Origin of the sequence: Devosia sp. Root436, assembly GCF_001426345.1 — a bacterium.
Lineage (GTDB): Bacteria > Pseudomonadota > Alphaproteobacteria > Rhizobiales > Devosiaceae > Devosia.
Window position 1 is genome coordinate 198,879 of the sequence record NZ_LMEM01000013.1, and the last position, 26,742, is coordinate 225,620.

A 26,742-nucleotide genomic window follows, 5' to 3' on the forward strand; every position below is an offset into this window, starting at 1 on the left:
GCGGTCAGGCCGCCGAGCTATCATGCAGCGGCCCTAGAATTTGACGGTGAGGCCGGCCGTGCCGGCAAGGCTGAAGCTGCTGCCGAAATTGGCGAGACCTGTATTCACGTCGACCTGTCCATGCACGGCGTATTTATCGTCGCCCCAGGCATAGGTGCCGCCGACCCCGAGGCCGCCCCAGAGATTGTCCTGGGTGTTGACCAGCTGCACGCCAGCCACGTCGGTCCTGCTATCGGGCAGAACGTCGTAGTAGAGATTGGCAATGCCAAAGGCATGGACACGGCTGGTCTCGCCGGACGCATCGGTCCAGCTATCCTGGTAGTCGGCCGAAAGGCCCAGCCGGATATTGAAGTCATTGCCTTCGACCAGCGAAACCGCGGCGCCGTAGGCGTCGGTGAAGCCATCATAGGCGACATCGGAATAGGTTAGTTGCGCCTGCGGCGTGATCGACCAGTTCGGAGCAAGCGCGATCCGTTGGCCGGCCTCGACACCAAGGGAATAGCCGAAGCCATTATTGCCCGAAACCAGGCTGGTCGTGGCGGTCGAGGAAGAAAGGTCGCTGTCATACCAGGTCACGTTCGCCTGGGCATCGAGATAAAAGCCGCTCGAACCATACCAGGTCAGCGATCCGCCCAGGCCATAGCCGGCGGTGCTGATCGAACCGTTTCCGAACACCGACTTCACATCGCCCGCCATGGTGCCGTATCGTGCTGAAAGGCCGCCGATAAGATTGCCGGCCGCGCTCGAATAGAGCTGCCGATCGGCGCCGGCCTGCCATTGCCAGGTGCCGACATCGAAATCGGCGCCGGTGGTGGAAAATCGGGAATCCATCTTGGCGTGACGGGCGACGATCCGGCCCCAGATGCCGCTATTGCCGCCAGCCGCTTCAGGCAGGGCACCGGTCTCGATCATACCAGCGGTCCAGGACCGGTTGCCGACGCGTTGCTGCAGAGTTTCAAGCTCGTTGAAACTCCCCAGCATGGTGGCATAGGTCTCGTAGACCGGCGCGCCGGCCTGATAAAGCGGTCCGGCCGGGGTAGCCCCGTTGATCAAGGCGGACCGGAGATACCAGTCACCATCGGCGGGCGTGCTGACGCCCCCCTGATGGAGACGATAGGCGTAGGCGCCGGCAACGATGGCGGGCGCCCCCTCGAAGGTATAATGCCCCAGAAGCGTGAAATCGCCACCGGAAACGCCGCCGACATCGACGATCCTGATGCCTTCACTGGTCTGCGCGCCGACGCCGCCGAGATTGATGACACGAACAATGGTGCTGCCGGACGTATCGCCGGTCACCACCAGCAGGTCTGTGGCCGAACTGTCGTCGCCAAGGACCGCTTCGATTTCGAGCGCACCACCATTGCCGACATAGTTGCCGGCGACCGTCAGCGTGCCGATCGAATTGCCCGGAGCGATGGTACCCCCGGCGAAATTCGTCGTTGCGCCCACCTGGCCAATGCCCTGCAGTCGCCCGCCTATGGCCTCCATCGACCCGCCAAGCGTGCCGTCGACGGAGAGAATGCCGTCATATACGCGGGAGGTGCCCGACAGGCTTGAACTGTCGGAGCCGAGCGTAGTCTGTCCCGTGCCGACCTGCCAAACACCGCCCGTCCCGCTGATGGTCCCGCCAAAGGTCACGGCGTCCGAGCGGTTGAAGGCCAGGACGCCGCTATTGGCAACATCTCCCAAGATGCTGCCGCTCGTCCCGCCATCGCCCAGTTGCAAAGTGCCCGCCGCGATTGTCGTGCCACCGCCATAGGTGTTGGCGCCGGTCAGGGTAAGCGTGCCCAAACCGTCCTTGGTCAGGCTGCCCGCCCCAGTCATTTCGGGAGCGATGCCGATATCGTGGCCGTTCGTGTCGATGATGCCGCCGCCGGCGTCGAGGGTGACCTGCTGGGCGCCATAGTTGCTGAAGAAATTCGCGTTGTCGCGGGTGGCCCGCACGATGCCGCCATCCAAGGTGACATCTGCGGTGCCTATGCCGCCCCGCAAACCGCTGGTTTCCAGAACCCCGTGCGCGCCCGGCATACCCAGCACATGCAGCGTGCCGCTGGCCGCCGCATCCGATATGCCGAGATCGACGCCACCATTGGCGTAAACGCGCGCGCCATCGTCGATGGTCATCACCCCAACGCCGTAATTGCCGAGGGCGAGGTTAAAGCTGGCTATCTCCCAGCTCGCGCCCCCGGTCACAGTCACATCCCCATCGCCACCGGGATTGGCACCCACATAGCCCTGGCTGCTGGTCAGGCTGGCGCCGTCTTCGATGCGCAGAACGCCTTGGGCGAACAGACCCACCGTGAACTGGTCCGCCACGGTCCAGGCCGCGCCCGATGCCAGGACTGCCTCTCCATAGCCGGTGATACCAAGGATGGCGTCATGGCTCGATAGTGTGGCGCCATCGGACAGCGCAATGCTGCCTGTACCCCAGGAGCCAACGCTGACCCGCCCATCCGTGGTGACATGACCACCCTGCGCGACGTTCAGGGTACCTGTCCCCTCCTCGCCGATGTTCAGACCTTGCTGGAGATACCAGGTGGAAGCATTGCCTGAGCCATCCTCGCCTGAAACCGTCACGACGCCGACGCCGCCCAGGCTGGCGCCTATATAGCCTGTCGCCCCGCTGACGTGCCCGCCGGCAAGAATATCGAGCGTTCCATCGCCATATTGCCCGATGACAAGGTCGCCCTGACTGTCCCACCGCGCATTCTGACCCGAGACCGTCGCGACGCCGATGCCGCCCCCATCTTGACCGACGTAAGCGCTATTGTTCGTCAATGAGCTGCCGTTGGGAATGGTCAGGGTACCGGGACCGGTCGTACCGATATAGAGGTCGACACTGCCATCGATAAGCGCAGGATCCAGCGGCGTGCTGTTTCCGCCAATGGCCACTTGTGCCGATGCCGGCGAAAGGGTCGCCAGCGCCACGACGAATGGCGCCGCTGACATGAGCAGCCACTGGCGGGACGACAAAACTGTTTTGCGAAAGTGGCTTCTGTGCATGGCAACCGCGCTAAACAATTACCGATGCTGTAAATAATAGGCTTAATTATCCATTAATTCCTGGCCCGCCGAGGGATGCGCGCTAGGCAGCTGGGATGCGGCCGAGACCGATCTCATTGCCGTCGGGATCGTAATACATGACCTTGCGGACGCCTTCGCCGGGAATTTCCTGCTGGCTCCAGGTGAGGCCTCGCGCGGCGATCTGGTCGATCTGTCCTTCAAGATCGCTGCACATGATGGTCTGGATCGCGCCGCCGGCGCGCTTGGCATCCACGATGATGTAGATCCAGCGATGCTCGGCAATGGCCCAGACGGCCTCGACCTCGTTGGGATAAAAGCTCGGCTTGGCGCCGAACAGGCGCCGGTACCAGTCGAGCGCGGTGCGGAAGTCGCTGACGGGAATGCCCGAGAACATCTCCGTTCCCGTGCCGCCAAGGATGAACCGATCGTCTGCCATGGTCATGCCATCCATTCTGTTGCTGTCGCCAGAATGACGGATGAGCCCTGCCTGTCCCGACAGCTAACTCGTCTCAGCCGCCAATAGTGGGGAGCGTCAGGTCGCCCGACGTCAGCTTGCTGGCCGTGATGGCGGCATCGGCCGGCTCGCGCGGGAGTTCCAGGCTCGTCCAGACGCTCACCAGGGCATGGCGCAGGGCGAAGATCATCTCGTCGGTATGCAAAGGCGTCGGGGTGATGCGCAGGCGCTCGGTGCCCTTGGGAACCGTGGGGTAGTTGATCGGCTGGATATAGATATTGTGCTTGTCGAGCAGCATGTCGCTGGCCGCCTTGACGGCGCGGGCATCGCCCACGATCAGCGGCACGATATGGGTTTCGGTCTCCATGACCGGCAGGCCGGCATCGGCCAGGATCGCCTTGGTGAGGCGGGCCTGGCGCTGGTGCATGAGGCGCTCGTGGTCGGAAACCTTGAGATGCTCGATCGAGGCGCGGGCCGCGGCGCAGAGGGCCGGGGGCAGGGAGGTGGTGAAGATGAATTCGGGCGCATAGGAGCGCACGGCGTCGATGATGGCCTTGTTGGCGGTGATATAGCCGCCCATCGTGCCAAAACCCTTGGCCAGCGTACCCTCGATGACGTCGATGCGGTCCATCAGCCCTTCGCGCTCGGCAATGCCGCCGCCACGCGCGCCATACATGCCCACGGCATGGACTTCGTCGATATAGGTCAGCGCGCCGAATTCCTCGGCCAGGTCGCAGATTTCCTTGATGGGGGCGACATCGCCATCCATGGAATAGACCGATTCAAAGCAGATGAGCTTGGGGCGCTTGCGGTCGGTTGCGGCGAGCAGGTCGCGCAGATGGGCCACGTCATTGTGGCGGAAGATCACCTTCTGCATGCCGGACTGGCGCACGCCCTGGATCATCGAGGCGTGGTTGAGCTGGTCCGAGAAAATCACGCAATCGGGCAGCAGTCGCGCGATGGTGGCGATGGCCGCTTCGTTGGAGACGAAGCCCGAGGTGAAGACCAGGGCCGCTTCCTTGCGGTGCAGGTCGGCGAGCGAACGCTCGAGCTCGACCAGCGGCCGGTTGGTGCCCGAAATATTGCGGGTGCCGCCCGAGCCGACGCCCAGCTTGCCCGCAGTCTCCTGCATGGCGCCGATGACCTTGGGGTGCTGGCCCATGCCCAGATAATCGTTGGAGCACCAGATGGTGATGTCGCGCATATTGTCGGCATCGTCGCGATAGACGGCGCGGGGAAACTGGCCCGCCACCCGCTCGATATCGGCGAAAACCCGATAGCGCTTTTCCGACCGCAGCGTATCCACCGCATCTTCGAATATGCCGCGATAGTCCATGCAAACGTCCCTTTTGTCCTGCCGTCGGCGGGGTAGGTCGCGCCGGCGAACAAGCCATAACTAGGTTGGCGCCAGCCGCATTGACATAGGTCAATTCGACGCGCGCCGCGCCCTGCCAAACCGCTCCGGCGCAAAAGGGCGGGACGGCGAACATGAGAGTCATTCTAAAGTGCGAAGGACCTTCTGCCAATGCGGCAATCGCGCCGGATCGACGCATGTTGCTTTGCCGCTGCCATGGGATCGCGACGATATTCACGAATTGGCAGTTGCCAAGGCGCAGTGTTGAAGCAAGTTGACTCTCAGACTACCATCGCGAAAAGGCCCGAACGGGCTCATTGGGGGGTGAGTTCAGTGAAGAGTTTTTCGTCTTCGAGTTTTGCTGGTCAACACGCCGAAGTGCTCGACCTGGCGCAGGCGGCGGTCAGCCGCAATCCGCAGGCCTTGTTTACCGATTTCCAGTGGTTTCTCTACCAGGGCCAGGACACGGTTTTCTTTACCGCGTTTTCCACCACCAGCTTCGATTCCGATGGCCTGGGCAACCTGGTCGCCGAGATGGTGGCGCTGGCCCCGCAACTGACGCATGGCTTTGTCGGCGCCCGCCCGGGCCACCCGTTCCCCAAGCATATGCTCGACGCGATTACTTCGGTTGAATTGGTGGATGAGCTGGACGGCTATCCCGATAAGTGGATCGGCAAGTCGACCGATATTTTCGAGGCGCCCGACCTGCCGCTGTTCCGGGTCATGGCGGCAGTGCGCCGGGGTGGCCCCGATGCGCAAGGCCGCGCCTCGGTCATCCAGGTGCGCTCCAGCCATGCGCTGTTGGAGGGCTCCGATTCGGCGCTGCTGACCCGGTCGCAATCGGCCAGCCACGGCACCATGTCCAATCATGCCAACAAGGTCGGTTGGCGCTCGCGCTTCAATGGCGTGCTGCGCGGTGGCTTTACGGCCATGCTCTATATCGCCATCGCCAATATCATGGCGCCGGCCGAAAAGCCGTGGGGCTTCAAGACGCTGGCGCTCAAGCGCCACCGCCTGCGCCAGCTTGCCAACAAGCTCGGCGTGCGCCAGCGCTCGCTGCTCTTCGCGCTCGTCACCCACGCCCTCAATGGCGAGGGCGAGGAAAAGGCGATGAGCAAGAAGGTGATCGGCGCGGCCTATACGATGCTCGACACCAAGCGGAACGACGCCGATGACGACTTCTTCCGCGTGCGGGCACTGGAAGCCAAGTTCGCCGTGATCGAGGATTTCGTCGACTATGTGCGTGCCGTGGACGACACGGTGGCGGCCATCGAGCAGAAGGACATCACCAAGTTCCAGGTGATGATGAACGCCATGTTCAAGGCCCTGCGCGGCATCAACCGCGTGCTGCCCTTCCTGCCCGGCAAGCGCTTCTGGCGCTTCAATGGCGGCATCCACGTGGTGCTGACCCTGGTGCCGCCCCACCGCACCTATGGCCCCATGACCCATGGCATGGTGGAGCCGATCTATTGCGGCGCCTGGCACCCGGCCACCAATATCGTCACCTTCTGCCCGGGCCGCGAATACGTGACGCTGAATTTCTCGATGGAGACGCGGCACCTGGCCAATGTGGAGAAGGTTGAGGCGCTGCTGCAGCAGATGGAGCGGCGGGACGTGAGCCCGCGCGGGGTGGGGGTACCCCTCTCCCCCTGAGGGAGAGGGTGGAAATCCGCGTTCAGCGGATTTTCCGGGTGAGGGTCTGCGCTCACCCATGCTTCTGAATGTGGGGGAGTTCAATACCCCTCATCCGCCCTTCGGGCACCTTCTCCCTCAAGGGGAGAAGGGACAGCGCACCGACATCGAGTGTCAATTTGAGGTACGTACCTCAAATCTACTTGCGCGATGGCAAGCAGGACGGTATCTCAGATGGAGCAGATCGTGAGCTTCCGGATTTCACCATGAGCACCTTCGCCACCTATCCCAGCCTTGCCGGTGTGCCGGTGATCATTTCCGGGGGCGCCTCGGGCATCGGGGAAAGCCTGGTGCGCAACTTCGCGGGGCAGGGGGCCAGGGTTGGATTTGTCGATATTGCGGTGGAGGCCGGCGAAAAGCTCGCGCATGAGCTGACGCAGGCCGGGCAGGCGGTGCGGTTCGCGAGTTGCGACATCACCAATATCGACGCCTATCGCGCCGCCATATCAGGCTTTGCCGCCGCCCAGGGCGATGCGCTGGTGCTGGTCAACAATGCGGCGCATGATCAGCGGCACGATTGGCGCGAGGTGACCCCCGCCTATTGGGACGACCGCATGGCGGTCAATCTCCGGCACGCCTTCTTTGCCATGCAGGCTGTGGCGCCGGGCATGATCGCGGTGGGGCGCGGCTCGATCATCAATTTGGGCTCGATCAGCTGGATGATCATGACGCCGCAAATCCCGCTCTACGAAACCGCCAAGGCGGCGATGCACGGCCTGACGCGCTCCATGGCGCGCGAATTGGGCAAGTCGGGCATCCGCGTCAATTCGCTGGTGCCCGGCGCCACCATCACCCAGCGCCAGCTCGATCTCTGGATCGATGACGCCGCGCTCAGGGGGATCGAGGCCGAACAGGCGCTGGCGGGACTGGTCTATCCCGATGACGTTGCGCGCATGGCGCTCTTCCTCGCGGCCGAGGACAGCGCCATGATTTCGGCACAGCAATTCCTCGTCGATGGCGGCTGGGCCAGCGGCTGACCGGTCCTGCACCGTTCATTCCCCGTTCAGGCTCTTTCCCTCACCACCATCCTGCCGTATTCAGTGGTCACCAACAGGCCACTGTCATGATCCTTCAGGGGGATAATTAATGAAGTCGAAGATTCTGGTCGCGATTGCCGCGACCCTGGCGCTCACCGCCTGCACCACCACCAATCCCTATACGGGCCAGTCCCAGATTTCCAACACCGCCGGCGGCGCGCTGATCGGTACGGGCGGTGGCGCCGTTGCCGGCGCCCTGGTGGGTGCTGCCGTGGGCGGAGATCCGCGTGTGGGTGCGCTGATCGGCGCCGGTGTCGGCGGCCTGACCGGCGCGGCCATCGGCAATTACATGGACCAGCAGGAAGCCGAACTGCGCGCCCAGCTGCAGGGCACCGGCGTTTCGGTGACCCGTGTCGGCCAGAACATCATCCTCAACATGCCGTCCAACATCACCTTCGCTACCGACCAGTCGACGGTGAACCCGGGCTTCAATTCGACGCTGGTTTCGGTCGCGCTCGTGCTCAAGAAGTTCGACAAGTCGATCGTGGACGTCTACGGCCACACCGACAGCCAGGGCGACGACGCCTACAACCTCAGCCTCAGCCAGCGCCGCGCCGTTTCGGTCGCCACGATCCTGGCCAATCAGGGCATCGACCAGCGCCGCTTCTATATCGAAGGCAAGGGCGAAACCTCCCCGATCGCGTCCAACGCCACCGAAGCCGGCCGCGCCCAGAACCGCCGCGTGGAAATCCAGATCGCGCCGATCAACGGCTGATGGGTTGACCAGCACTATTGAAGGCGCGGTCCCTGGGCCGCGCCTTTTTTATGTCCTTAGTTGGCCGGCACCACCGGCTCCTGCACCGGCACGTCGTCGGCCGCCGGGGCAACCACGCTTTCCGATGTCGGCGTGCCCGGCTGCACATCGGTCGATGGTGCGCCCTGGAACATCTGCATCAGGAACAGCACGGCAATGACGATGGCCAGGCCGATAACGCCATAGAACCACCAGTTGGTGGGGCCGGTCGCGCCAACCGTGGCCTCGTGCTCGCCGGCGACCTTGATGGGCGAACCATCGGGCACGTCGATGCGCGAGCCATTCTCGTCGATCAGCACATCCACTTCCGCCACGGTGGGCGTCGGTTGCTTTGGGGCGGTAGCCATCAGAAATCTCCCTTGATCACGGTTTCACTCCCCATGCCGGCCTGCACGCCCGCGCGCACCTCGGCTATGGCCTGGTCGATCTCATCGGCGTCAAAGCCCAACTCGGTGCCCTCCTGCGTGGCGCCGGTCACATCGGCCTTGAGCTGGCTGAGCAGCGCGATCTTTTCCTTGGCGGTAAAGAGCGTGTTATGGGCGATCCGCATCGGGGTGAGATTGTCGTCTCCCCCCATGCGCTCGCGGAGGCTGTCAAAAACCATGGCGCGTCTCCTTTGGCAGCGGAACATCCGTCTTTGCCGAGTCAATGCGCGCCGCTCGCCGCGGTTCCGTTTCCTGCGCCAGGGGCGGGTGGCTTAACTTCAATTTGATGAATTGTTGGCCAGATGGACGGGCTGGCGGGGGCCGTCCATGGGCAGGTTTGCGGGTTTACTGATAGCCGACACGCATCGGCGACTGGTGTTTTTTGTTCTCTGGGCCGTGCTGTTCACGGCATTGCTGGCCGGATCGGGCTGGTTCCTGTCCGATCAGGTGCATGCCAACCTGCGCGCCGAGGTCGACCGCGCCATGGTGAGCTACACCCGCGTCCGGACGGCGGTGCTCAACACTTTCGACGCCATGGACGAACAGTTGACGGCCGTGCCCTGCTCGCGGGAATACACGATGCAGCAGCGCCGCATCGCCTTTCTTCCCGATGGCATCAACGAGCTGTTCTACGCGCGGAACGGCGCCATCGTCTGCAGCGGCAATGGCGGCATGCTGCCGGTGCCGGTGGCGCTTGGCGAGCCGGACCTGGCCTCTAACGACCGTTTCGGCATCTCCTTCTGGTTCAACAAGGACCTCGATTTCATGGGCCTGGACAACGCCCAGGGAACCATCGCGCTGCGCGGGGAGCATGGCATGGTTGTGCCCCGTACCCCGCTTCCCGATACGATCCCCCGCTGGCTCAGCGTCGAGGTCGTGCTGCGTGCGCCCGGTGGCAAATGGTGGCACATATCGGGCGAGCCGGGTCTCTATGCCGCTTCGCTTGTCGCGCCGCCGGCCGGTCCCTTCGGCCTGCGGGGCGGCGCGTTCCTGCAGACCGCCTGCGACGAAATCGGCCTGCACTGCCTGTCGGCGCGGGCCACCCTGGCCAACCTCTTCGCCCTGGGCGGCATGATCCTCGGCCTGACGCTGCTGGTCTGCGTCGTCCTGTCGGCCTGGCTGGCGCGATATCTGCGGGCCATGCTGGCGCGCTACTGGTCGTTCGAAGCGCGCTTCCTGCGCAATTTCCGGGCCGAGCGCGTGGTCTGTGCCTACCAGCCGCTGCTGGACCTGCGCCGCGACCGCATTGCCGGCTGCGAAGTGCTGGCCCGCTGGCGGGATGTCGACGGGACCATGGTGTTTCCGGACCAGTTCCTGACCATCGTCGAAAAGAACGGCCTGACCGCCGCCTTTACCCGCATGGTCATCAACCGGGCGCTGGCCGAGCTATCGAGCCTTCCGCCATCGAGCCGGGCGCTGCAGGTCAATCTCAACATCTTCCCGCGCGACCTCGACGGGGCGCTGCTGGTGGAGATGCTGGGCGGCTTCCTGGCGCTGGCCGATCGCTTCGCCGTGGTGATCGAACTGGTGGAGACCAGCGAGGTCGAGCGCGGCAGCGCCCTCGCCGCCATCGAGGCGCTGTGGCAAGCCGGCATAGCCACTTATATCGACGATTTCGGCTCCGGCTATTCGTCCATCCACACGCTGGCCGAATTGCCCGTTGCCGGAGTGAAGCTCGACCGCTCCTTTGCCATGGCCCCCGATGGCTCGGTGATGGGGCAGATGCTGGGTCACGCCATCGACATGGCGCATGCTGCCGGGCGGACGCTGGTCGTGGAAGGCGTCGAGACCGCGGCGCGGCTCGATATGCTGCGCCAGGGCGGCCGGGTCGATCTCGCCCAGGGCTATCATATTGCCCGGCCATTGGATTTCGACCATTTCGCGCGCTTCATCGCCGAACGCGGGCCGACCCCACAGCGCAGCCGCCCGACCCTGGTCGCCTGATCGTCCTCTTGCCGCTGCCGGCTCCGATCACTTTTCAGGATCGGGGAACCGGTCGGTTTGCGTGGCGTTTCCCAAACACACGCAACGCAAAGAGGAGTTTGAAAATGGCTTACGAAGACATTCGCAACCGCGATGCCAACGTCAAGGAAACGCATGACCTCATTGCTTCCGACAAGGTCGAAGGCACCAAGGTCTACGACCCGCGCGGCGAGCATATCGGCTCGATCGAACGCATTCTGGTCGAAAAGCGCAGTGGCAAGGTCTCCTATGCCGTACTGAGCTTCGGCGGCTTCCTTGGCATGGGGCACGACCACTATCCGCTGCCCTGGTCCAAGCTCAACTATGACGAAAGCCTGGGCGGCTATCGCGTCGACGTGACCAAGGATCAGCTCGAGGGCGCGCCGAAATACGACAACGACGACGACTTCTGGACCGCCGAGAATGGCCGTCGCGTCTATGACTACTACGGTGTGGCGCCTTACTGGATCTAGTCACGCCAGGCATTTCAGCACCAGATGATACTTGTCGCCGGCGTCCCTCGAAGGGGCGCCGGTTTTTCATTGCGGCCCGCTGCTAAGCCTCCTTGGACCAGCCGACAACCTCGAGGCTATGTTCGACATAGGGCAGATCCTGGAAGCAGTGGCCGACGAGCTGGCGCCAGGCCAGAAAGTCCTTTGAGCCGCCAAAGCCAACGACGTGGTCCTCGACGCTGCCCCAGCGCACGACCAGTTGGTAGCGCTGGGGGCGCTCTACCACCTTGCGCAACTGGAACGACTGGAAGCCCGTGGCCCGCATGAACAGCGGCGTGGCGCGGCGAACACCGTCCTCGAATTCCGCCTCGAAGCCTGGCTTGATGTCGATCTGGGCGATCTCGAGTATCATTGCAGGTTTCGTCCTCGTTCACGCCTTGCGGAAATCGCTGCCAAGCGCGATCGACTGCACGCCGTCCGAGGTGGATGGCTGCGCGCCGAAGCCGGATGGAACGGCGATCTCGGCCGAGGCGATGCGGTTCTCCAGTGTGCCGAGGCCCTCGACTTCCACCACGATGGTCGAGCCGGGCTCGATCGGGCGCGAATTGGCCGGCGTGCCGGTCAGGATCATGTCGCCGGGCTCGAAGGTGATGGTGCGCGCCAGGTCGGCCAGCAGGTAGTGCGGATCCCAGAGCAGGTCATTGGTATTGGCGTCCTGCACCACGCGACCGTCGATGAGGGTGCGCAGGCGCTTGTTGCGGAAATCCCAATCGGTGACGAGGGCGGGGCCGACCGGCCCCAGCGTGTCGCTGCCCTTGACCCGCACCATGCTGTTCTCGTCGGTGTCACGGAAATCGTGCAGGCCGAAATCGTTGGCGATGGTGTAGCCGGCAATATAGTCGGGCGCCTGCTCGGGCGTGATGTTGCGGGTGGTGCGGCCGACGACCAGCACGAACTCGCCCTCGTAATTGAGGAAGCGGCAGTTGGCCGGCCGGACGACCGTGCCGCGATGGCCGTTGAGGCAGGAGACGGACTTCCAGAAATAGGTCGGCGCCGGAGGCTGCTGCCGCTTCAGCTCGTCGAGGCGGCTGCGGTAGTTCAGATGCACGCAGATCACCTTGGTCGGCACGGCCGGCGGCAGGTGTACGACATTGTCGACCACATGCCGGCTGCCGTCGATCCAGGTGAAGGCGCCATTTTCGACGGTGACGGTCCGCGCCACCCCATCGATCTGCACGCGTCGGAATTCAGTCATTTTTCAGTTGCTCCAGATGGATTGGTCAGCGCGTGCCGGGCGGAGGCGCCGCCGGGTAGCCACGGCCGGCATAGTCGAAGCCGCCCAGTTCCAGGTCGGTGAGGTCGGCGGCCTGCGGCGAGGCGTAATAGGCGCGGATTTCCTTGATCCGGCCGCTGGCCGCATCGAACCCGTACCACTCGTCGCCGCGCAGCTTCTTGCCCTGCCTGGTCTTGAAGTGGGTCCACTCCATCACCGCGCGATAGCTGACCGGCTCGATAAGCAGCGTATCGACACTCCAATAGGAGCCGAGATCCTGCACCGCGCCAAGCCAGCGATCGGCGATGGTGCGGGCGCCGCGAAACGGGCCCTGATACATGCCGGGGGGGAAATAGTGCACGGCATCCTCGGTGAGGCACGACATGATCTTTTCCGCATCGGCCTCGTTGCAGCCGTCGAAATAGGTGCGGATGGTCCGCTCCATTGCTTCGGCGCGCTGGCCGATCCGGGGGTCGGAATAGGGGGTCATTGGTCGTCTCCGCCTGAATGGGGAATGGAAAGGGGACTAATCTTCAACGAAGATCTCCTTACGGCGCCGGACCATCATGGGCAGCACCGAGATCACCAGCAGCGCGGCGGCAGCCAGCAGCAGCCCCAGGCTGATCGGGCGGTCGATGAAGATCACAGGATTGCCGCGGGACATCATCATTGCCCGGCGCAGGTTTTCCTCAAGCAGGGGCCCGAGCACGAAGCCGAGCAGCAGCGGCGCAGGCTCGCATTTCAGCCGGTAGAGCATGTAGCCCAGCAGGCCGAACAGGGCGATCTGGTAGAGGTCGAAGGCGCTGCCATTGATGGCATAGGTCCCGATGGCCGAGAAGATGATGATGGCCGGGAACAGGGCCTCATAGGGCACCTTGAGCAGGCGGATCCAGATCCCGATCAACGGCAGGTTGAGCACCAGCAGCATGAGGTTGCCGATCCACATGGAGGCGATCAGCCCCCAGAACAGCTCGGGGCGCTGCGTGATGACCGAGGGTCCTGGCGCAATGCCCTGGATCAGCATGGCCCCGAGCATCAGCGCCATGACCGGATTGCTCGGAATGCCCAGCGTGAGCATGGGGATGAACGAGGTTTGCGCCCCGGCATTGTTGGCCGCTTCCGGCCCGGCCACGGCTTCGACGGCGCCATGGCCGAACCGCTCCGGATGCTTCGCCAGCCGCTTTTCGAGCGCATAGGAGGCAAAGGACGACAGCAGCGCCCCGCCGCCCGGCAAAATGCCCAGGATGGAGCCGATAGCGGTGCCGCGCAGGATCGGGGCCACCGACTGCCTGAGGTCGTCCCGCGTCGGCATCAGCTTGCCGATCTTGTTGATCTCGCTGGATCGCGTGGTAGTGCCACCCAGGTTGCGCAGGATTTCGGCCACGCCGAAGATACCCACGGCCACGGCGATGACGTTGATGCCGTCAGACAGCTCGATCATCCCGAAATTCAACCGCGGCAGGCCCGAATAGACGTCGGTGCCGATGACGCTGAGCAAGAGGCCCAGCACCACCATGGCCAGCGCCCGCAACACCGAGCCATGCGCCAGGGCGATCGAACAGACCAGACCCACCGCGATCAGCGAGAAATATTCGGCAGGGCCGAATTCGATCGCCACCAGCGTCAGTATCGGCGCGAAGGCCGCGACCAGCAGCGTGGCCACGGTGCCAGCGACGAAGGACCCGATGGCCGCGATAGCCAATGCCGGCCCGGCCCGGCCCTGGCGCGCCATCTGATAACCGTCGATCGCCGTTACCGCCGAGGAGGCTTCCCCCGGCAGGTTGATGAGAATGGCGGTGGTCGAGCCGCCATACTGGGCGCCGTAATAGATGCCGGCCAGCATGATCAGCGATGCCGTGGGCGGCAGGGTGAAGGTGATGGGGAGCAGCATGGCGATGGTCGCGGTCGGGCCGACGCCGGGCAGGATGCCGATCAGCGTGCCGAGCAGCGCGCCGACGAAACAGTAGATCAGATGCTCGGTGGAAGTGGCGGTGGCGAAGCCGAGCGCCAGATTGGCCAGCATGTCCATGGCCTAGTTCCCCATAAAGGTGGGCAGCAGCGGCAGCGACAGGCGCAGGCCGAAGCTGAACACGGCGACACAGAGAATGGTGAGCCCGATGGTCACCCCGATTGCCATCTTCAAGGTCATGCGCGGGCTGGCGAAGCAGACGACGCCGACGCAGAGAGCCGTTGCCAGGGCCAGGCCCAGGCCGCGTACCGTTGCAGCAAACAGGATCGGCGCCAGCGTGAGCGTAACGATCGCCCGCCACGGTATCGCCCCGAGCGGCTCCTCGTCCGGGGCGATTTCTGCCCCCGGATTGGTCAAGGAACGAAACCCGATGACCAGGCCAAGTGCCGCGAGCAGCCCGCCAAGCATGACAGGAAAGAAGCCGCTGCCCATCTTGGAGGGTGTGCCCACCTTGAGCGTCACCAGTGCATAGATGGCGAAGCCCGCGCCCAGCAGGACACAGAGCCCGCCGGTCAGAACATCTTCGCGTTTGAGAACCACGAGCGAAACCCTCCCGGGATCGGCTGGCGCGTCAGCGCCGGAATGTAGGATCGAAGGCATCGGCCATGCGCATCAGCGCGGCCCACTCGGCAACATTGCCACGCTTGTCGTGGTTGTCCCATTGCTTGGCGGCCAGCTCGCAGATATCGGGCGGCGGCAGGCGCAACGGTGCGCCGCTGGCCTGCACCGCCAGTTGCACCTCGCAACTGTCGATGAGGTATTTCATGCTCATCATCGCCTCGCCGATGCCGGGGGCGCAGGTGAGCAGGCCGTGATTGCGCAGGATCATCGCCTTCATCGAGCCGATATCGGCAGCGATCTGGGCGCGTTCGGCATCCTTGTCGGAAATACCGTAATAATCATGATAGGCGATGCGGTTGTAAAAGCGCATCGAGCCCTGGGTAAGCGGCAGCACCGCTACGTCCAGCGCCGAGATGGCCATGCCGGCCTTGGTATGGACGTGGATGGAACAATTGATCTCGGGCCGCGCAGCCAGCACGGCCGTATGGATATTGAAACCTGCCACATTCACCGAGCGCGAGCCGTCCTGCACCTTGCCGTCGAGGTCGAGCTTGACCAGCGAGGACGCGGTGACCTCGTTGAACAACTCATCGTTGGGCTTGAGCAGAAAGCAGTTGCTCTCGCCGGGGACACGCAGCGTAATGTGGTTGTAGACCAGGTTGGTCCAACCAAACATGTCGGCAAGCCGGTGGGCGGCGGCCAGATCGATACGTGCCGACCACTCCGCATCCGACATTCCGGCCGGCTTGGCGCCCTGCGCCTGGGAACCCGTCTGGGCCATTTTCTCCCCCTCGTTTTTCTGCCATCACGCTAGGGCTGGGGGAGTGGTTCTGTCAATAGCGCTGAATTATATTCAATAGGCTGAACACCATTCGAGAAAAGAATGAAAGCCTGATTTTAATTTTTATATGTGTATATCAGTAGTTTATGGCGTTTCGATGTAGGGATCACATTCGAATCCGTCCGGAAAATCGGGCTGTTCGTGCGCAAAATTTGATTCTATCGCTTGCTTAGGTGAATTCCGTTCAATACAGTGACTGACGTTCACTGGCCTGCGGCGCCGCTGCGGGCAGGGGATCGTGCAGGGAGGTTTGCGCGATGTTTGTTGAGCAGCGCGTCTATACGCTGAAGCCGGGAGCAACACCGGCCTTCCTCGACTACTATGGGGAGCGTGGCCGCGCGGTACAGATTGGCCATCTCGGCAACCCGGTCGGGTATTATTCAACCGAAATCGGGCCGCTGAACCAGATGGTGATGAGCTGGTACTACGCCTCGCTCGATGAGCGGACGCACAAGCGCCAGCAACTGGCGAATGATCCGGAATGGATGGCGTATCTGAAACACGCCCGCGAATGGGTCACTGCCCAGCAGACCACCATTCTGAAGCCGGCGCCTTTCTTCACGGAGCATTTGCAGGCCTACATTCAAAGGGGAGGAACTCATGAATAAATTCAAGCTGCTCAAGGGCGGCATGGTGGCGCTCGGCGCCGGGCTCGCGCTTCTTGGCGCGGGTGCGGCGGCGGCGCAGGACTATCCCAACAAGCCCATTCGGCTCGTCGTGCCGTTCAATGCCGGTGGTGGCATCGACACGACCGCGCGCTTCATGGCGGACAAGTTGGGCGAAGAGCTGGGCACCGATATCATCGTCGAGAATATCGGCGGCGGCGGCGGTTCGCTCGGCGCGGCCGAAGTGCATCGTTCGGACAGCGATGGTTATACGCTGCTCTACCATTCGTCCTCGGGTCCAGCCCAGGCGGCCGTGCGCGATGACCTGCCCTATAACTGGTTCGAGGATTTCATTCCCGTATCCCAGGTGACGGCCTTCGCTTCGGCCATCGTCGTGGGCCCCAACTTCCCCGCCGACACCATGGCCGAGTTCATCGCCGAGGTTAAGGCGCATCCGGGCGAATACAGCTATGCCTCGTCGGGCAATACCACCGCCGTTCACCTGCTGACCGAGCTGTTTAAGACCAAGGCTGGTCTCGACCTCATCCACATTCCCTACCAGAGCACCGGTGCGGCCACGGCCGACCTTATCTCGGGGCGGGTGAGCATGGTGATCGACGGTCTGCCCGCGCGTTCCAACGATATCAAGGCCGGCACCCTCAAGGGCCTGGCCGTGACCACCGCCGAGCGCTCCGCCGTGCTGCCCGACCTGCCCACATTGCAGGAAACCGGGGTCGACCTTGTCGACGTCTACTGGACCGGGGTGTTTGCCCCCAAGGGCACGCCCCCCGAAGTTGTCGACAAGGTGGCAGCCGCCATCGCAAAGGTGATGCACGAGCCGGAGATGGTCGATAAGTTGCTCCAGGTCGGAACCGATGCGGTCGGATCGACACCGGAGGAGTTCGCGGCCCTGTCGCAGGCGACCTATGACCTCTACCGCGGCGTTGTCGAGGCCAACCCGGCACTGCTCGACGAATAGCCGAAGCCAACCCGGCCCATTCGCCCGGCAGGGCGAGTGGGCTTCCACACACATCAATCCAGCGCGCGAGAATCCGTGAAAAGCAAGACGACCACCCAGAGCGCCCAGCCCGCAAACGAGACTCCGGAGGGCCTGCAGAAGGGCCTCGTGCCCGCGATCGAACGGGCGGCCCGCTTGCTGGCTCTGCTCGAGGGCACGCCACATCGGGCCTTCTCGCTCGCCGATATCGCCCGACGTCTCGACATTCCCAAGTCCACCGCGCTCAATATCTGCTCCGAACTGGTGCTGGCGCAGTTCGTGCGGCGCAGCCAGTCGGGCTACCAGCTCGGCCGCCGGCTGGTGCAGTTGGGATCGGCCTATGTCGCCAGCGTCGACCTGGTGCGGGAATTCTACGAGGTCTGCAACGCCATCGACGCCGACCTGGGCGCAATCATCCAGCTTTCCGTACTCGACGACCAGCTCAACGCGGTCTACCTGGCCCGGCAGGATCACAACAGCCGGTTGCAACTGGGGCTGCGTTCGGAGATCGGCCGCCATGTGCCGGCCAATTGCACGGCGTCGGGCAAGGCGCTGCTGGCTGCATTGCCCGAGGATAATCTGGAAAACCGGCTGGTGGGATTGCGCAGGCTCTCCGTCCTCACCCCCAATTCGGTCAGCACCGTCGCCAAGCTGCGGCGCGAGCTCAAGACCATTCGCGAGCAGGGCTATGCGCTCGACGACGAGGAAGTGTTGCCCGGCATAGCCTGCGTGGCGCGCGCGCTGACCACCGACCACCGCGAGGATGGCCTGTTGTCGATCAGCATCACCGCGCCCAAGGTGAACGGCACGCTCGACCGCCAGATGGCGCTACGCCCGGTGCTGGATCGCTTCGTCGAGGCGATGCAGAGCCGGCTCTAGTTCTTCGATAATCCCCACCGACCCCGCAGGGGCGACGACCACGCAGGTATGCAGAAAATGACCCAGACTTCGTTCCAATGGCCCGGCAACCGCAAGATCGCCGTGATGGTCACCGTGTTGCTGGAGAGCTGGTCGGACGGCAAGGCGCCGCCCTATTCGCCGATGACGACGCCGCTCAAGCCCGGCACCTATGACCGTGCCGGCGTCACCTGGGCCTCCTACGGCGTGCGGGCCGGCGTGTGGCGCATCATGCGCATCCTCAACCAGCACGGCATCAAGGGTACGATCTGCGCCAATGCGCGATCCATCGAACTGATCCCCGATGCCATGCGCATGGCCGTCGCCGATGGCCACGAGATCGCGGCGCATTCCTACACCCAGGATGCACTCATGGCCTATATGAGCCGCGACGAGGAACTGGCGATGATCCGGCGCTGCTCGGATGTGTTCGTCACCCATCTGGGCGAAAAGCCCAAGGGCTGGATCAGCCCGGTGCTGGCCTCGACCGACCATACGGCCGAGCTGCTGGCGGGCGAAGGCTTCCTCTGGCACGGCGACTATAACGACGAGGACCTGCCGCGCGTGGTGCAGACACCGCAGGGCTCCATTATCGGCCTGCCGCATACCGATTTCGCCGACAATCGCGTGTTGAGACAGAGCCCGCGCGCCTATTTCGACGCCTACAAGGACACGTTCGATTACCTCTATGCCAACGAGCCGGGCGCGCTGATCAACCTGACGCTGCATAGCCAGTTCGGCGGGCGGCCGCTGGTCTCGTCGGTGTTCAGCGAAATTCTGGCCTATCTCAAGGGTCATGAGGGTGTGTGGTTTCCCCGGCATGACGAGCTGGCCACCTGGTTCAAGGGAACCGGCATAGAGGCTGTGCCTTACGCCCAGCGGTTCTTCGCCTGAGCCGTGCCGATGTGCTAGCCATGGCGCAGAGGCGCCGTAACGTTCGGCGTGGATGAGGTTCCGCCATGGTGGCCTTGCCGACGATCCGGCAATTGCAGATGTTCGTGGCGCTGGCCCGGTTCCAGAATTTCCGGCGGGCCGCGCAGTCGCTTGGCGTTACCCAGTCCGCACTGAGCCAGTCGATCAAGCAGATCGAATTTCTCATCAATGTGCCGCTGCTGCAGCGCAACCGGCGGCATGTGGCGCTGACCAGCGCTGGCCAGACCTTCCTGCCCCATGCCGTGCGCGTGCTCGACAATCTCGCCATCGGCGTTGATCTCATCCGCAATGCCGGCGAACCCGATATCGGCTCGGTAACGGTGGCCTGCATGTCCTCCACCCTGTTGCGGCTCATGCCGGCGGTGGTCGAGAACTTCCGCAAGCTCCATCCGGGGCTCCGAATCCATGTGCTCGAGGTCGACGCTGTCGGCATTGGCGATCGGGTGCGGCAGGGCGAGGCGGATTTCGCGGTCTCGGTGATGTTCAAGCAGGACTTGGCGCTCGATTTCAGCCCGCTGATCGAGGATGAGCTGCACCTGGTCTGCCCGCCGGACCACGAATTCGCCACCCGCCAGCAGATGAGCTGGCGCGAGCTGACCGACTACGGCATGCAGCAGATGGTGCAGTGGAGTGGCATCGCCTATCTCGTCGCCGATGTCGGTGGACTCGAGGACATAAGTCGACGAGCGACCTATTCGGTGACGCGCATCTCCACGGTTCTCGACATCGTCTCGGAAAGCGGGCTGCTATCGGTGCTGCCGACGCTGGCTCTGTCGTCGCTCTCGACCGGACGGCACTTCCATCATTGCCCGATGGTCGAGCCGACGATCCATCGCTCGATCGGCCTCATCACTCCGCGCGAACGCCCGCTGTCGCCGGCGGCGACTGCTTTGCGCGAGGTGCTGCTGCACACGGTGCAGGAGCTGGGCGACGAGGGCCTGCCGGGAGCGCGGCTGGTCAGTACCAACACCCACCGTCAGGCCAGGTCGCCGCGCTCCTGAGCCGCCCCTAGATGCGCATGATGAACGGGTTCGGCACTTCCGAGGCCGTGTTGATCCAGATGCTCTTGGTCTGCAGGTATTCGTCGATCGCCTCGATGCCGTTCTCGGCCCCGATGCCGCTCATCTTGTGGCCGTTGACCGGCGAGGAATAGCTGACCGACCGATAGGTATTGACCCAGATGACGCCGGCCTGCAGGCGGTCGGAGACATTGATCGCCCGGGCGATGCTCTGCGTCCATACCCCGGCCGCCAGGCCGTAGAGCACGTCATTGGCGATAGCCACGGCCTCGTCCTCGTCCTTGAATTTGATGACGGACAAAACCGGCCCGAACACTTCCTCCTGGGCGATACGCATGTCGTTGGTGACGCCGGTGAAGATGGTCGGCTCCACGAACCAGCCGCCGCGATCGGCCGCCTTGCCGCCCAGGACGCAGGTGGCGCCCTCGGACTTGGCGATGGCGATATAGTCGAGGATCTTGTCATATTGCGGCTTGGTGGTCACCGGGCCGACCTGCGTGTCGCTGCGGCTGGGGTCGCCCATCTGCGCGGTGCGGGCCAGCGCCAGCAGCTTTTCCATGAACTGGTCATAGATGGTTTCCTGCACCAGCAGGCGCGAACCGGCGATGCAGGTCTGCCCGCTGGCGGCGAAGATGCCGGAAATGGCGCCATTGACCGCATTGTTGAGGTTGGCGTCGTCGAAGACGATGTTTGGCGACTTGCCGCCCAGTTCGAGCGAGACTTTCTTGAGATTGCGCGCCGCCGATTGATAGACCGCCTTGCCGCCGATTTCCCCGCCGGTAAAGGCGATCTTGGCCACGCGCGGATGGGTGGTCAGGCGATCGCCGATCTCGGCGCCCAGCCCGGTAACGACATTGAAGACGCCGGGCGGAAAGCCAGCTTCCTCGACCAGTTTGGCAAATTCGAGCAACGAGGCCGAGGTATATTCCGACGGCTTCATGACCAGGGTGCAGCCGGCGGCCAGAGCCGGCGCGATCTTGTTGGTCGCCAACAGCAGCGGCGAGTTCCACGGCGTGATGCCGACGACCACGCCCAAGGGTTCGCGGCGCGTGTAGTTGAGCACGCCGGGCTTGTCGATCGGGATGACGGCGCCCTGGATCTTGTCGGCCAGGCCACCGAAATAATAGTACCACTGGGGAATATAGCTGGCCTGCGCGAACATCTCGGCCATCAGCTTGCCATTGTCCCGCACCTCGATTTCGGCGAGGCGCCTGGCATTGGCGGCCAGCAGGTCGCCCAGCTTGCGCAGCAGCGCCCCGCGCTGGGTGGCCGTCAGCTTTGACCAGGGGCCGTCGCTGAACGCCTTGTGCGCCGCCTCGACCGCCCGGTCGGCGTCCTCGGCATTGCCGCGGGCGATGCGGGCCCAGGCCTTGCCGGTATAGGGATCGATGCTGTCGAGATAGGTCCCGGAAGCCGGCGGCACCCATTCGCCGCCGATATACATGTCATAGGTCTGCATGCTGTCTTCCCCTCGGAAATGGCCGCTAGATGCTCTTGGCGAGCTTTTCCTTGATGTCGATGTTGAAGACCCGGGCGGCATTGCCGCCAAGGATCGCGCGCTTGTCCTCCTCGGAGAGAAACGGCAGGTCGTAGATCACGCTTGGCACGTCGAAATCCCAATGCGGGTAGTCCGACGAATACATGAGCTGGGTCGGCGCATTGATCATGCGGAAAGTCTGCTCCAGCTCGCGGATGTCGTTGGGCCGCTCCATGGGCTGGGACGTGTAGAACATCTCGCGCATGTAATCGCTGGGCGGCCTGGTGAGCGAGGGAACCTCCGACTTGCGCATGTAATATTCGTGGTCGAGGCGCTGCATCAGGAACGGAATCCAGGCCAGCCCGCTTTCGATCCAGATCACCTTGAGCTTGGGGAACCGCACCGGCAGCGCATTGATCACCCAATTGGTCAGGTGGACCATGTTGGAGATGGCAAAACCCAGCGCATGGACGGACAAGAACTTGTTCATCATCGCCATGGTCTGGTCGTTCCAGTTGTAGGAAGCGTGGAACCCCAGCGGCAGGCCCGCCTCTTCTAGGAAGGCATAGGTCTTCATATAGGCGTCGTTATGCACGGCGCGGTTGCGCGTCGCCGTCACCATGAAACCCAGCACGCCTGGCTTGCCTGCGAACTCCTTGGCCATTTCATAGGTGGCCTGGGGGTCGTTGAAGGGCAGGTAGAGCATGGATCGCAGGCGCGGATCGTTCGGCAGGATTTTCTCGGTCAGCCAGCGATTATAGGCCCGCGACAGCGCCACCTCGATCTCGATCTGCGGATGCAGGCCCAGATTGAGCATGGGGGTGGGAAAGAGAATGGCGATGTCGACCGCCAGGGCATCCATCCACCGCTTGGTAAGCGTGATGTCGCGATGCGCCTCGGGGCCGGTCTTTTCCAGCTGGCGCAGCGGATAGCGCGCCACGCGGCCGCCCATGTCCTGGTAGCCGATATTGCCCGGCAGCATGCCGAAGGCGCCGTGCCGGCTGGCGCTGGCTGTCTTGGCCAATTGCTGCAGCACCGGATCATCGAGATATTCGAGGATTTCGCTGAACGACTCGGTCTCGTAGTGGTGGGAATCCACGTCGATGATCGGAAAGCGGTCGAAGCCCCGCGCCTTGGCCTGGTCGGCCGCATGCTTGAGGTGGAGCGAGGTGTCGAAGCCCTCGATCGGCATGCTGCGATCGCCGCTCAGGGGGATGTTGAAATTGGTCTTGGTCATGGGTGGTTCATCCGTGTTGCCGACGCGGGGATCACGTGGGGCTGCCCATCGACTGCCACATGCCCAGTTCGAACAGTTGCAGGTCGGCGCTCTTGAGGACTTCGGTACTGAGGATCATCGCCTCGGTGGCGGTGATCTCGATATCGGGGTGGAACGGGCTGAAATATTCGCCCTGCTGCAGGCGCTGCACGTAGCAGCGCGTCGCGTGGGTGATGAGGGCCGCCAGGGCCTCCGCGGAAATACTCCCGTCATCCTCGATCAGGGCGGTGGTCACCCGATCAATGGCAGCATCGAGCTTGCTGTCGCGGGTGATCGGCTGGGAGATGGCTACTTCAATTGATGTCGACATGAACGTTTCCATCACGAATGTGGACCGGAAAGGACTTGAGGCGGCGTGCGGGATCGGCCACCACGCGGCCGGTCTTGAGGTCGTATTCATAGCCGTGCCACGGGCAGACGAAGTTGATCTCCGTCTCGGAGAACTTCTGCTGCTTGAAACTGCGGTCTGGGCGGAGGACATCCTGGACCTGATGCATAAGCAGGCCTTCACAAGCCGGCCCGCCCTGGTGCAGGCAGATATTGGAATAGGCGTAGTATGTGTCTTCCCAGTAGAAGACCCCGACCTCCACGCCCGCATGGGAGACAATGCGCCGGTCGCCACTGGCCATTTCCCCCGTTTTGGCAACGAATACTTCCGTCATTGATGCACTGCTCCACTTGGTTGAATAGGATGCCGTGAAGCTCCTTCGACCCCTTGTCTCGCCATCGGGCAGGGGGCTCAACCTGCATAATCCGTACAAGGTGATAAGCGGCGCTAATCAGTGCACTGTTCATCCTGATGAACGATGCACAACATACTGGACTTTACTGGGATTATCGGTCAGCGTCGCGCCTGGCCAATTCCGGAGGAAAAGACGCATGGGCGTAGTCATGCTGAGCGAGAGCGGCACCTTGGCATTCTTCGAGCGCATCGAGACGGCACTGCGGCGGGCCGGCGTCACCCCCACGCATATCCGGCACAGCGTGGGAGAGACGATCCCTGATGCCGCACTGGTCGATGCGGAGGTGCTGCTGGCCTATGGTCACTTCCGCTGCACGGAAGCGGTGATGCGGGCGGCGCCGCGGCTACGCGCGGTGGTTTCGCCCTGGGTGGGAACAGATGGCTTCGATATCGAGGCGGCGACCCGGCTCGGCATCGCCATCGTCAACGGCCAGCCCGACGAGCATATCCAAGGCATGGCCGAGGCCACGGTGATGATGATCCTGGCCTCCAGCTACGGCCTGCCGCAGGCACGGCAGACCATGGATGCGAACGCCATCCGTCCCGCCTTGCCGGTCGCCGAACTGCTTGCCGGCAAGACGCTCGGCATTATCGGGCTCGGCCAGATCGGCCGGCGTGTCGCGGGGCTGCTGGCCAACTGGCAGCTGTCGCTCAAGGCCCACGATCCATTCGCAAGGGATATTCCCGACGGCATCGAGATGCTGCCGCTCGATGACCTGCTCCGGACCAGCGATATCGTGACGCTGCACACGACGCTGACGGCGGAAAGCCGGCACCTGATCGATGCCCGCCGGCTGCGGCAAATGAAGCCCGATGCCATCCTGGTCAATACCGCCCGCGGCGGGCTGGTAGACGAAGCCGCGCTTTTCGAGGTCATGTCCTCAGGTCACCTCAGGGGCGCCGCCCTCGACGTCTTCGAGACCGAGCCTTTGCCGCTCGATAGCCCCCTGCGCAAATTGTCCAACCTGCTGCTGACGCCGCACATGATCGGCCAGACCAAGCAAAGCCGCGCCGCCCTGGTCGACCTCGCCGTGTCCAATATCGTCACGCTCCTGTCAGGCAACCTCCCCCGGGGCCTGCGCAATCCGGCCATAGCGACGAACTGGCCCACCCGTCGAACCGGCGGCTGAGTCTCAACGATATCAATGAGTTGAAATGGTGCTGCCGGACAGGATTGAACTGTCGGCCTCCCCCTTACCAAGGGGGTGCTCTACCACTGAGCTACGGCAGCATCGGGTCGCGGCGGCGCGACCGATATGGCGCCGCGGGGCAAGCAAGCCCGGCGCGACGGGGGCTCCTTTGCCATAGGCCAAACCTCGACGCAAGGCTAAAAAGCGCCTATCAACCGACGCGAGGGCAATGCGATTCCCCGTGATACCATGAGCAAATCCGAACAGGCCGCCTTGCGTGAGCAAAGATTGGCCGCAAAGCTGCGTGAGAACCTCAAGCGCCGCAAGGGGCAGGCCAAGGCGCGCGCCGGTTCGGAGCGCCAGGCGCCCGATCCCCAACAGGGCCCCGGAACCGATACGGTCAATAAACCGTAAACCAGTTTCGGGCGACTATCGAATTCTCTAGCACTGAGTGCGGCGGGTCTGGCTTACGTGGCGACAAAGACTTGGTCTGGCTCCATTCCCAGGTAAGAGGGCGGCAACGCCCGCCATATAGGACGAGACTATGGACCGTATCCGTTTGATCGGCGGCAATGAACTCAATGGCGAAATCCCGATTTCGGGCGCCAAGAATGCCGCTTTGCCACTGATGATCGCCTCCCTGCTGTCGGATGAGCCGCTGGTGCTGCAGAATGTGCCGCGCCTGGCCGACGTCAAGCAGCTCGAGCGTATCCTCGAAAATCACGGCGTCGATATCGCCGTGCATGGCCGCCGCCGCGGCGAGGAAGGCGAAGGCCAGCGCATGACCTTCCATGCCGCCGACATCGTCGACACCACCGCGCCCTACGATCTGGTCTCCAAGATGCGTGCCAGTTTCTGGGTCATCGGGCCGCTGCTGGCCCGTTGCCACGAGGCGCGCGTCTCCCTGCCGGGCGGCTGCGCCATCGGCACCAGGCCGGTCGACCTGTTCCTGTTCGGCCTCAAGGCGCTGGGCGCCGAGATCGATATCGATGAAGGCTATGTCGTCGCCCGGGCGCCCAAGGGCGGGCTGGTCGGCGCCCATATCACCTTCCCCAAGGTCTCGGTGGGCGCCACGCACACCATCCTGATGGCCGCCACGCTCGCCCGCGGCACCACCGTCATCGACAATGCTGCTCAGGAACCCGAAATCACCAATGTCGCCGAATGCCTCGTCGCCATGGGTGCGAAAATCTCGGGCATCGGTACGCGCACGCTGACCATCGAGGGCGTGGAGCGGCTGCATGGTGCCACCGTCGACGTGATCCCCGACCGCATCGAAACCGGCACCTTCGCCATGGCCGCCGCCATGACGGGCGGCAACGTGCTGCTCAAGGGCGCGCGCCCGGAACACCTGCAGGCGGCGCTCGACACCCTGGCCCGTACCGGGGTCGCGCTCAGCGTCGAGCCCGAAGGCCTGCGCGTGCGCCGCAACGGCAATGGCATCCAGCCCGTCGATGTCGAGACCGATCCGTTTCCCGGTTTCCCCACTGATCTGCAGGCCCAGTTCATGGCACTGATGACCATGGCCTCGGGCACCAGCCATATTCGAGAAACCATCTTCGAGAACCGCTACATGCACGTGGCCGAGCTCGCCCGCTTCGGCGCCGATATCTCGGTCGACGGGCAATTGGCCACTGTGCGCGGCAAGGCCCAGCTCAAGGGCGCCCAGGTCATGGCAACGGACCTGCGCGCCTCGGTGTCGCTGGTGATTGCCGGCCTCGCCGCCAAGGGCGAGACCGTGGTCAACCGCATCTATCACCTCGATCGCGGCTTCGAACGGCTGGAAGAAAAGCTCGGCCGCTGCGGCGCGGAAATCGAGCGCGTCGCGGGCTGAACGCCCGAACTCAACTCACCGTAACGCCCTCGGG

At 63.6% G+C, this 26,742-nt stretch carries 28 protein-coding genes and 1 tRNA gene; 13 read left to right on the top strand and 16 right to left on the bottom strand.

The window, feature by feature from the left end:
- Positions 1 to 33: 33 nt before the first annotated feature.
- From ASD04_RS15640 to hemA, 3 genes are all read right to left on the bottom strand, one after another.
- Complete coding sequence (locus ASD04_RS15640; protein ID WP_056259305.1) at positions 34 to 2,949, bottom strand: autotransporter outer membrane beta-barrel domain-containing protein; 2,916 nt, start codon at positions 2,947 to 2,949, stop codon at positions 34 to 36.
- Positions 2,950 to 3,085: 136 nt separating this feature from the next.
- Positions 3,086 to 3,466: a VOC family protein gene (locus ASD04_RS15645; RefSeq protein WP_200940274.1), complete on the bottom strand. Its 381-nt coding sequence runs from the start codon at positions 3,464 to 3,466 to the stop codon at positions 3,086 to 3,088.
- 67 nt (positions 3,467 to 3,533) lie between these two features.
- Positions 3,534 to 4,814, bottom strand: a complete 1,281-nt coding sequence (hemA, locus tag ASD04_RS15650) for a 5-aminolevulinate synthase (protein ID WP_056258969.1) — start codon at positions 4,812 to 4,814, stop codon at positions 3,534 to 3,536.
- 351 nt (positions 4,815 to 5,165) lie between these two features.
- Here hemA and ASD04_RS15655 point away from each other — a divergent pair, with 351 nt between their 5' ends.
- The 3 genes from ASD04_RS15655 to ASD04_RS15665 all read left to right on the top strand — a co-directional run bounded on the left by ASD04_RS15655 (position 5,166) and on the right by ASD04_RS15665 (position 8,276).
- Complete coding sequence (locus ASD04_RS15655; protein WP_156461275.1) at positions 5,166 to 6,485, top strand: hypothetical protein; 1,320 nt, start codon at positions 5,166 to 5,168, stop codon at positions 6,483 to 6,485.
- Between the two features lie 245 nt (positions 6,486 to 6,730).
- Entirely contained in the window at positions 6,731 to 7,501 is a 771-nt protein-coding gene (locus tag ASD04_RS15660) for an SDR family oxidoreductase (RefSeq protein ID WP_056258973.1), read from the top strand.
- A 109-nt stretch (positions 7,502 to 7,610) separates the two neighbouring features.
- Positions 7,611 to 8,276: an OmpA family protein gene (locus ASD04_RS15665; protein ID WP_056258976.1), complete on the top strand. Its 666-nt coding sequence runs from the start codon at positions 7,611 to 7,613 to the stop codon at positions 8,274 to 8,276.
- Between the two features lie 56 nt (positions 8,277 to 8,332).
- Here ASD04_RS15665 and ASD04_RS15670 read toward each other — a convergent pair whose 3' ends face one another.
- Together ASD04_RS15670 and ASD04_RS15675 are read right to left on the bottom strand one after the other, a co-directional pair.
- On the bottom strand, positions 8,333 to 8,662 hold the full coding sequence (locus ASD04_RS15670; protein WP_056258979.1) for a hypothetical protein: 330 nt from the start codon (positions 8,660 to 8,662) through the stop codon (positions 8,333 to 8,335).
- Complete coding sequence (locus ASD04_RS15675) at positions 8,662 to 8,919, bottom strand: hypothetical protein (RefSeq protein ID WP_056258988.1); 258 nt, start codon at positions 8,917 to 8,919, stop codon at positions 8,662 to 8,664. Before ASD04_RS15675 ends, ASD04_RS15670 begins: the two co-directional genes overlap by 1 nt.
- A gap of 196 nt (positions 8,920 to 9,115) precedes the next feature.
- Here ASD04_RS15675 and ASD04_RS15680 point away from each other — a divergent pair, with 196 nt between their 5' ends.
- A complete protein-coding gene (locus ASD04_RS15680; protein ID WP_056258991.1) occupies positions 9,116 to 10,684 on the top strand; it encodes an EAL domain-containing protein in 1,569 nt (522 codons plus the stop codon).
- Between the two features lie 104 nt (positions 10,685 to 10,788).
- Positions 10,789 to 11,175 (top strand): PRC-barrel domain-containing protein, encoded by a 387-nt coding sequence (locus ASD04_RS15685; protein WP_056258994.1) that lies wholly within the window; start codon positions 10,789 to 10,791, stop codon positions 11,173 to 11,175.
- Positions 11,176 to 11,257: 82 nt separating this feature from the next.
- Here ASD04_RS15685 and ASD04_RS15690 read toward each other — a convergent pair whose 3' ends face one another.
- From ASD04_RS15690 to ASD04_RS15715, 6 genes are read right to left on the bottom strand one after another with little or no spacing between them, the layout of a single operon-like run.
- Positions 11,258 to 11,566, bottom strand: a complete 309-nt coding sequence (locus ASD04_RS15690; RefSeq protein ID WP_056258997.1) for an antibiotic biosynthesis monooxygenase — start codon at positions 11,564 to 11,566, stop codon at positions 11,258 to 11,260.
- Between the two features lie 18 nt (positions 11,567 to 11,584).
- The gene (locus ASD04_RS15695) at positions 11,585 to 12,409 is read right to left on the bottom strand and encodes a fumarylacetoacetate hydrolase family protein (protein ID WP_056259001.1); all 825 of its coding nucleotides are present in this window, start codon (positions 12,407 to 12,409) and stop codon (positions 11,585 to 11,587) included.
- 25 nt (positions 12,410 to 12,434) lie between these two features.
- Positions 12,435 to 12,917 (bottom strand): nuclear transport factor 2 family protein, encoded by a 483-nt coding sequence (locus tag ASD04_RS15700; protein ID WP_056259004.1) that lies wholly within the window; start codon positions 12,915 to 12,917, stop codon positions 12,435 to 12,437.
- A 36-nt stretch (positions 12,918 to 12,953) separates the two neighbouring features.
- On the bottom strand, positions 12,954 to 14,456 hold the full coding sequence (locus tag ASD04_RS15705; protein ID WP_056259009.1) for a tripartite tricarboxylate transporter permease: 1,503 nt from the start codon (positions 14,454 to 14,456) through the stop codon (positions 12,954 to 12,956).
- 3 nt (positions 14,457 to 14,459) lie between these two features.
- A complete protein-coding gene (locus tag ASD04_RS15710; protein WP_056259012.1) occupies positions 14,460 to 14,936 on the bottom strand; it encodes a tripartite tricarboxylate transporter TctB family protein in 477 nt (158 codons plus the stop codon).
- Between the two features lie 31 nt (positions 14,937 to 14,967).
- Entirely contained in the window at positions 14,968 to 15,738 is a 771-nt protein-coding gene (locus ASD04_RS15715; RefSeq protein ID WP_056259013.1) for a class II aldolase/adducin family protein, read from the bottom strand.
- 317 nt (positions 15,739 to 16,055) lie between these two features.
- Between ASD04_RS15715 and ASD04_RS15720 the strand changes: the two genes are divergently transcribed.
- The 5 genes from ASD04_RS15720 (at position 16,056) to ASD04_RS15740 (ending at position 20,231) form a co-directional block, all read left to right on the top strand.
- Complete coding sequence (locus tag ASD04_RS15720) at positions 16,056 to 16,406, top strand: NIPSNAP family protein (RefSeq protein WP_056259015.1); 351 nt, start codon at positions 16,056 to 16,058, stop codon at positions 16,404 to 16,406.
- Complete coding sequence (locus tag ASD04_RS15725; protein WP_056259018.1) at positions 16,399 to 17,382, top strand: tripartite tricarboxylate transporter substrate-binding protein; 984 nt, start codon at positions 16,399 to 16,401, stop codon at positions 17,380 to 17,382. The genes ASD04_RS15720 and ASD04_RS15725 overlap by 8 nt, the downstream gene beginning before the upstream one ends.
- A 75-nt stretch (positions 17,383 to 17,457) precedes the next feature.
- Positions 17,458 to 18,279, top strand: a complete 822-nt coding sequence (locus ASD04_RS15730) for an IclR family transcriptional regulator (RefSeq protein WP_056259020.1) — start codon at positions 17,458 to 17,460, stop codon at positions 18,277 to 18,279.
- A 57-nt stretch (positions 18,280 to 18,336) separates the two neighbouring features.
- The gene (locus ASD04_RS15735; RefSeq protein ID WP_162245146.1) at positions 18,337 to 19,191 is read left to right on the top strand and encodes a polysaccharide deacetylase family protein; all 855 of its coding nucleotides are present in this window, start codon (positions 18,337 to 18,339) and stop codon (positions 19,189 to 19,191) included.
- Positions 19,192 to 19,256: 65 nt separating this feature from the next.
- Positions 19,257 to 20,231, top strand: a complete 975-nt coding sequence (locus ASD04_RS15740) for a LysR family transcriptional regulator (protein WP_056259023.1) — start codon at positions 19,257 to 19,259, stop codon at positions 20,229 to 20,231.
- Positions 20,232 to 20,238: 7 nt separating this feature from the next.
- Here the strand turns inward: ASD04_RS15740 and ASD04_RS15745 are convergent, their stop codons facing one another.
- The 4 genes from ASD04_RS15745 to ASD04_RS15760 are packed head-to-tail and all read right to left on the bottom strand — an operon-like array spanning position 20,239 to position 23,664.
- Positions 20,239 to 21,708, bottom strand: coding sequence for an aldehyde dehydrogenase (locus ASD04_RS15745; RefSeq protein WP_056259024.1), 1,470 nt, complete (start codon positions 21,706 to 21,708; stop codon positions 20,239 to 20,241).
- A 25-nt stretch (positions 21,709 to 21,733) separates the two neighbouring features.
- The gene (locus tag ASD04_RS15750; protein WP_056259027.1) at positions 21,734 to 22,963 is read right to left on the bottom strand and encodes an amidohydrolase family protein; all 1,230 of its coding nucleotides are present in this window, start codon (positions 22,961 to 22,963) and stop codon (positions 21,734 to 21,736) included.
- A 31-nt stretch (positions 22,964 to 22,994) separates the two neighbouring features.
- On the bottom strand, positions 22,995 to 23,312 hold the full coding sequence (locus tag ASD04_RS15755; protein ID WP_056259029.1) for a hypothetical protein: 318 nt from the start codon (positions 23,310 to 23,312) through the stop codon (positions 22,995 to 22,997).
- A complete protein-coding gene (locus ASD04_RS15760; protein WP_056259033.1) occupies positions 23,296 to 23,664 on the bottom strand; it encodes a Rieske (2Fe-2S) protein in 369 nt (122 codons plus the stop codon). Before ASD04_RS15760 ends, ASD04_RS15755 begins: the two co-directional genes overlap by 17 nt.
- Before the next feature lie 217 nt (positions 23,665 to 23,881).
- Here ASD04_RS15760 and ASD04_RS15765 point away from each other — a divergent pair, with 217 nt between their 5' ends.
- Entirely contained in the window at positions 23,882 to 24,874 is a 993-nt protein-coding gene (locus tag ASD04_RS15765) for a 2-hydroxyacid dehydrogenase (RefSeq protein WP_056259035.1), read from the top strand.
- Positions 24,875 to 24,900: 26 nt separating this feature from the next.
- On the opposite strand, the gene ASD04_RS15770 is transcribed toward ASD04_RS15765, so the two are convergent.
- Positions 24,901 to 24,975: transfer RNA gene (locus ASD04_RS15770), tRNA-Thr, on the bottom strand.
- Between the two features lie 148 nt (positions 24,976 to 25,123).
- Between ASD04_RS15770 and ASD04_RS19740 the strand changes: the two genes are divergently transcribed.
- Positions 25,124 to 25,288, top strand: coding sequence for a hypothetical protein (locus ASD04_RS19740; RefSeq protein ID WP_200940275.1), 165 nt, complete (start codon positions 25,124 to 25,126; stop codon positions 25,286 to 25,288).
- A 130-nt stretch (positions 25,289 to 25,418) separates the two neighbouring features.
- Entirely contained in the window at positions 25,419 to 26,708 is a 1,290-nt protein-coding gene (gene murA / locus ASD04_RS15775; RefSeq protein WP_056259037.1) for a UDP-N-acetylglucosamine 1-carboxyvinyltransferase, read from the top strand.
- Positions 26,709 to 26,742: the final 34 nt, after the last annotated feature.

Excerpts from the sequence above, each read along its gene's own strand:
- ASD04_RS15645 (WP_200940274.1), bottom strand. The coding sequence starts at position 3,466 with ATGACCATGGCAGACGATCGGTTCATCCTTGGCGGCACGGGAACGGAG.
- ASD04_RS19740 (WP_200940275.1), top strand. The coding sequence starts at position 25,124 with ATGAGCAAATCCGAACAGGCCGCCTTGCGTGAGCAAAGATTGGCCGCA.
- ASD04_RS15700 (WP_056259004.1), bottom strand. The coding sequence starts at position 12,917 with ATGACCCCCTATTCCGACCCCCGGATCGGCCAGCGCGCCGAAGCAATG.
- murA (WP_056259037.1), top strand. The coding sequence starts at position 25,419 with ATGGACCGTATCCGTTTGATCGGCGGCAATGAACTCAATGGCGAAATC.
- ASD04_RS15670 (WP_056258979.1), bottom strand. The coding sequence starts at position 8,662 with ATGGCTACCGCCCCAAAGCAACCGACGCCCACCGTGGCGGAAGTGGAT.
- ASD04_RS15740 (WP_056259023.1), top strand. The coding sequence starts at position 19,257 with ATGGTGGCCTTGCCGACGATCCGGCAATTGCAGATGTTCGTGGCGCTG.
- ASD04_RS15760 (WP_056259033.1), bottom strand. The coding sequence starts at position 23,664 with ATGACGGAAGTATTCGTTGCCAAAACGGGGGAAATGGCCAGTGGCGAC.
- hemA (WP_056258969.1), bottom strand. The coding sequence starts at position 4,814 with ATGGACTATCGCGGCATATTCGAAGATGCGGTGGATACGCTGCGGTCG.
- ASD04_RS15675 (WP_056258988.1), bottom strand. The coding sequence starts at position 8,919 with ATGGTTTTTGACAGCCTCCGCGAGCGCATGGGGGGAGACGACAATCTC.
- ASD04_RS15660 (WP_056258973.1), top strand. The coding sequence starts at position 6,731 with ATGAGCACCTTCGCCACCTATCCCAGCCTTGCCGGTGTGCCGGTGATC.
- ASD04_RS15685 (WP_056258994.1), top strand. The coding sequence starts at position 10,789 with ATGGCTTACGAAGACATTCGCAACCGCGATGCCAACGTCAAGGAAACG.
- ASD04_RS15690 (WP_056258997.1), bottom strand. The coding sequence starts at position 11,566 with ATGATACTCGAGATCGCCCAGATCGACATCAAGCCAGGCTTCGAGGCG.
- ASD04_RS15735 (WP_162245146.1), top strand. The coding sequence starts at position 18,337 with ATGACCCAGACTTCGTTCCAATGGCCCGGCAACCGCAAGATCGCCGTG.
- ASD04_RS15705 (WP_056259009.1), bottom strand. The coding sequence starts at position 14,456 with ATGGACATGCTGGCCAATCTGGCGCTCGGCTTCGCCACCGCCACTTCC.
- ASD04_RS15765 (WP_056259035.1), top strand. The coding sequence starts at position 23,882 with ATGGGCGTAGTCATGCTGAGCGAGAGCGGCACCTTGGCATTCTTCGAG.
- ASD04_RS15720 (WP_056259015.1), top strand. The coding sequence starts at position 16,056 with ATGTTTGTTGAGCAGCGCGTCTATACGCTGAAGCCGGGAGCAACACCG.
- ASD04_RS15715 (WP_056259013.1), bottom strand. The coding sequence starts at position 15,738 with ATGGCCCAGACGGGTTCCCAGGCGCAGGGCGCCAAGCCGGCCGGAATG.
- ASD04_RS15725 (WP_056259018.1), top strand. The coding sequence starts at position 16,399 with ATGAATAAATTCAAGCTGCTCAAGGGCGGCATGGTGGCGCTCGGCGCC.
- ASD04_RS15745 (WP_056259024.1), bottom strand. The coding sequence starts at position 21,708 with ATGCAGACCTATGACATGTATATCGGCGGCGAATGGGTGCCGCCGGCT.
- ASD04_RS15640 (WP_056259305.1), bottom strand. The coding sequence starts at position 2,949 with ATGTCAGCGGCGCCATTCGTCGTGGCGCTGGCGACCCTTTCGCCGGCA.
- ASD04_RS15695 (WP_056259001.1), bottom strand. The coding sequence starts at position 12,409 with ATGACTGAATTCCGACGCGTGCAGATCGATGGGGTGGCGCGGACCGTC.
- ASD04_RS15755 (WP_056259029.1), bottom strand. The coding sequence starts at position 23,312 with ATGTCGACATCAATTGAAGTAGCCATCTCCCAGCCGATCACCCGCGAC.
- ASD04_RS15665 (WP_056258976.1), top strand. The coding sequence starts at position 7,611 with ATGAAGTCGAAGATTCTGGTCGCGATTGCCGCGACCCTGGCGCTCACC.
- ASD04_RS15750 (WP_056259027.1), bottom strand. The coding sequence starts at position 22,963 with ATGACCAAGACCAATTTCAACATCCCCCTGAGCGGCGATCGCAGCATG.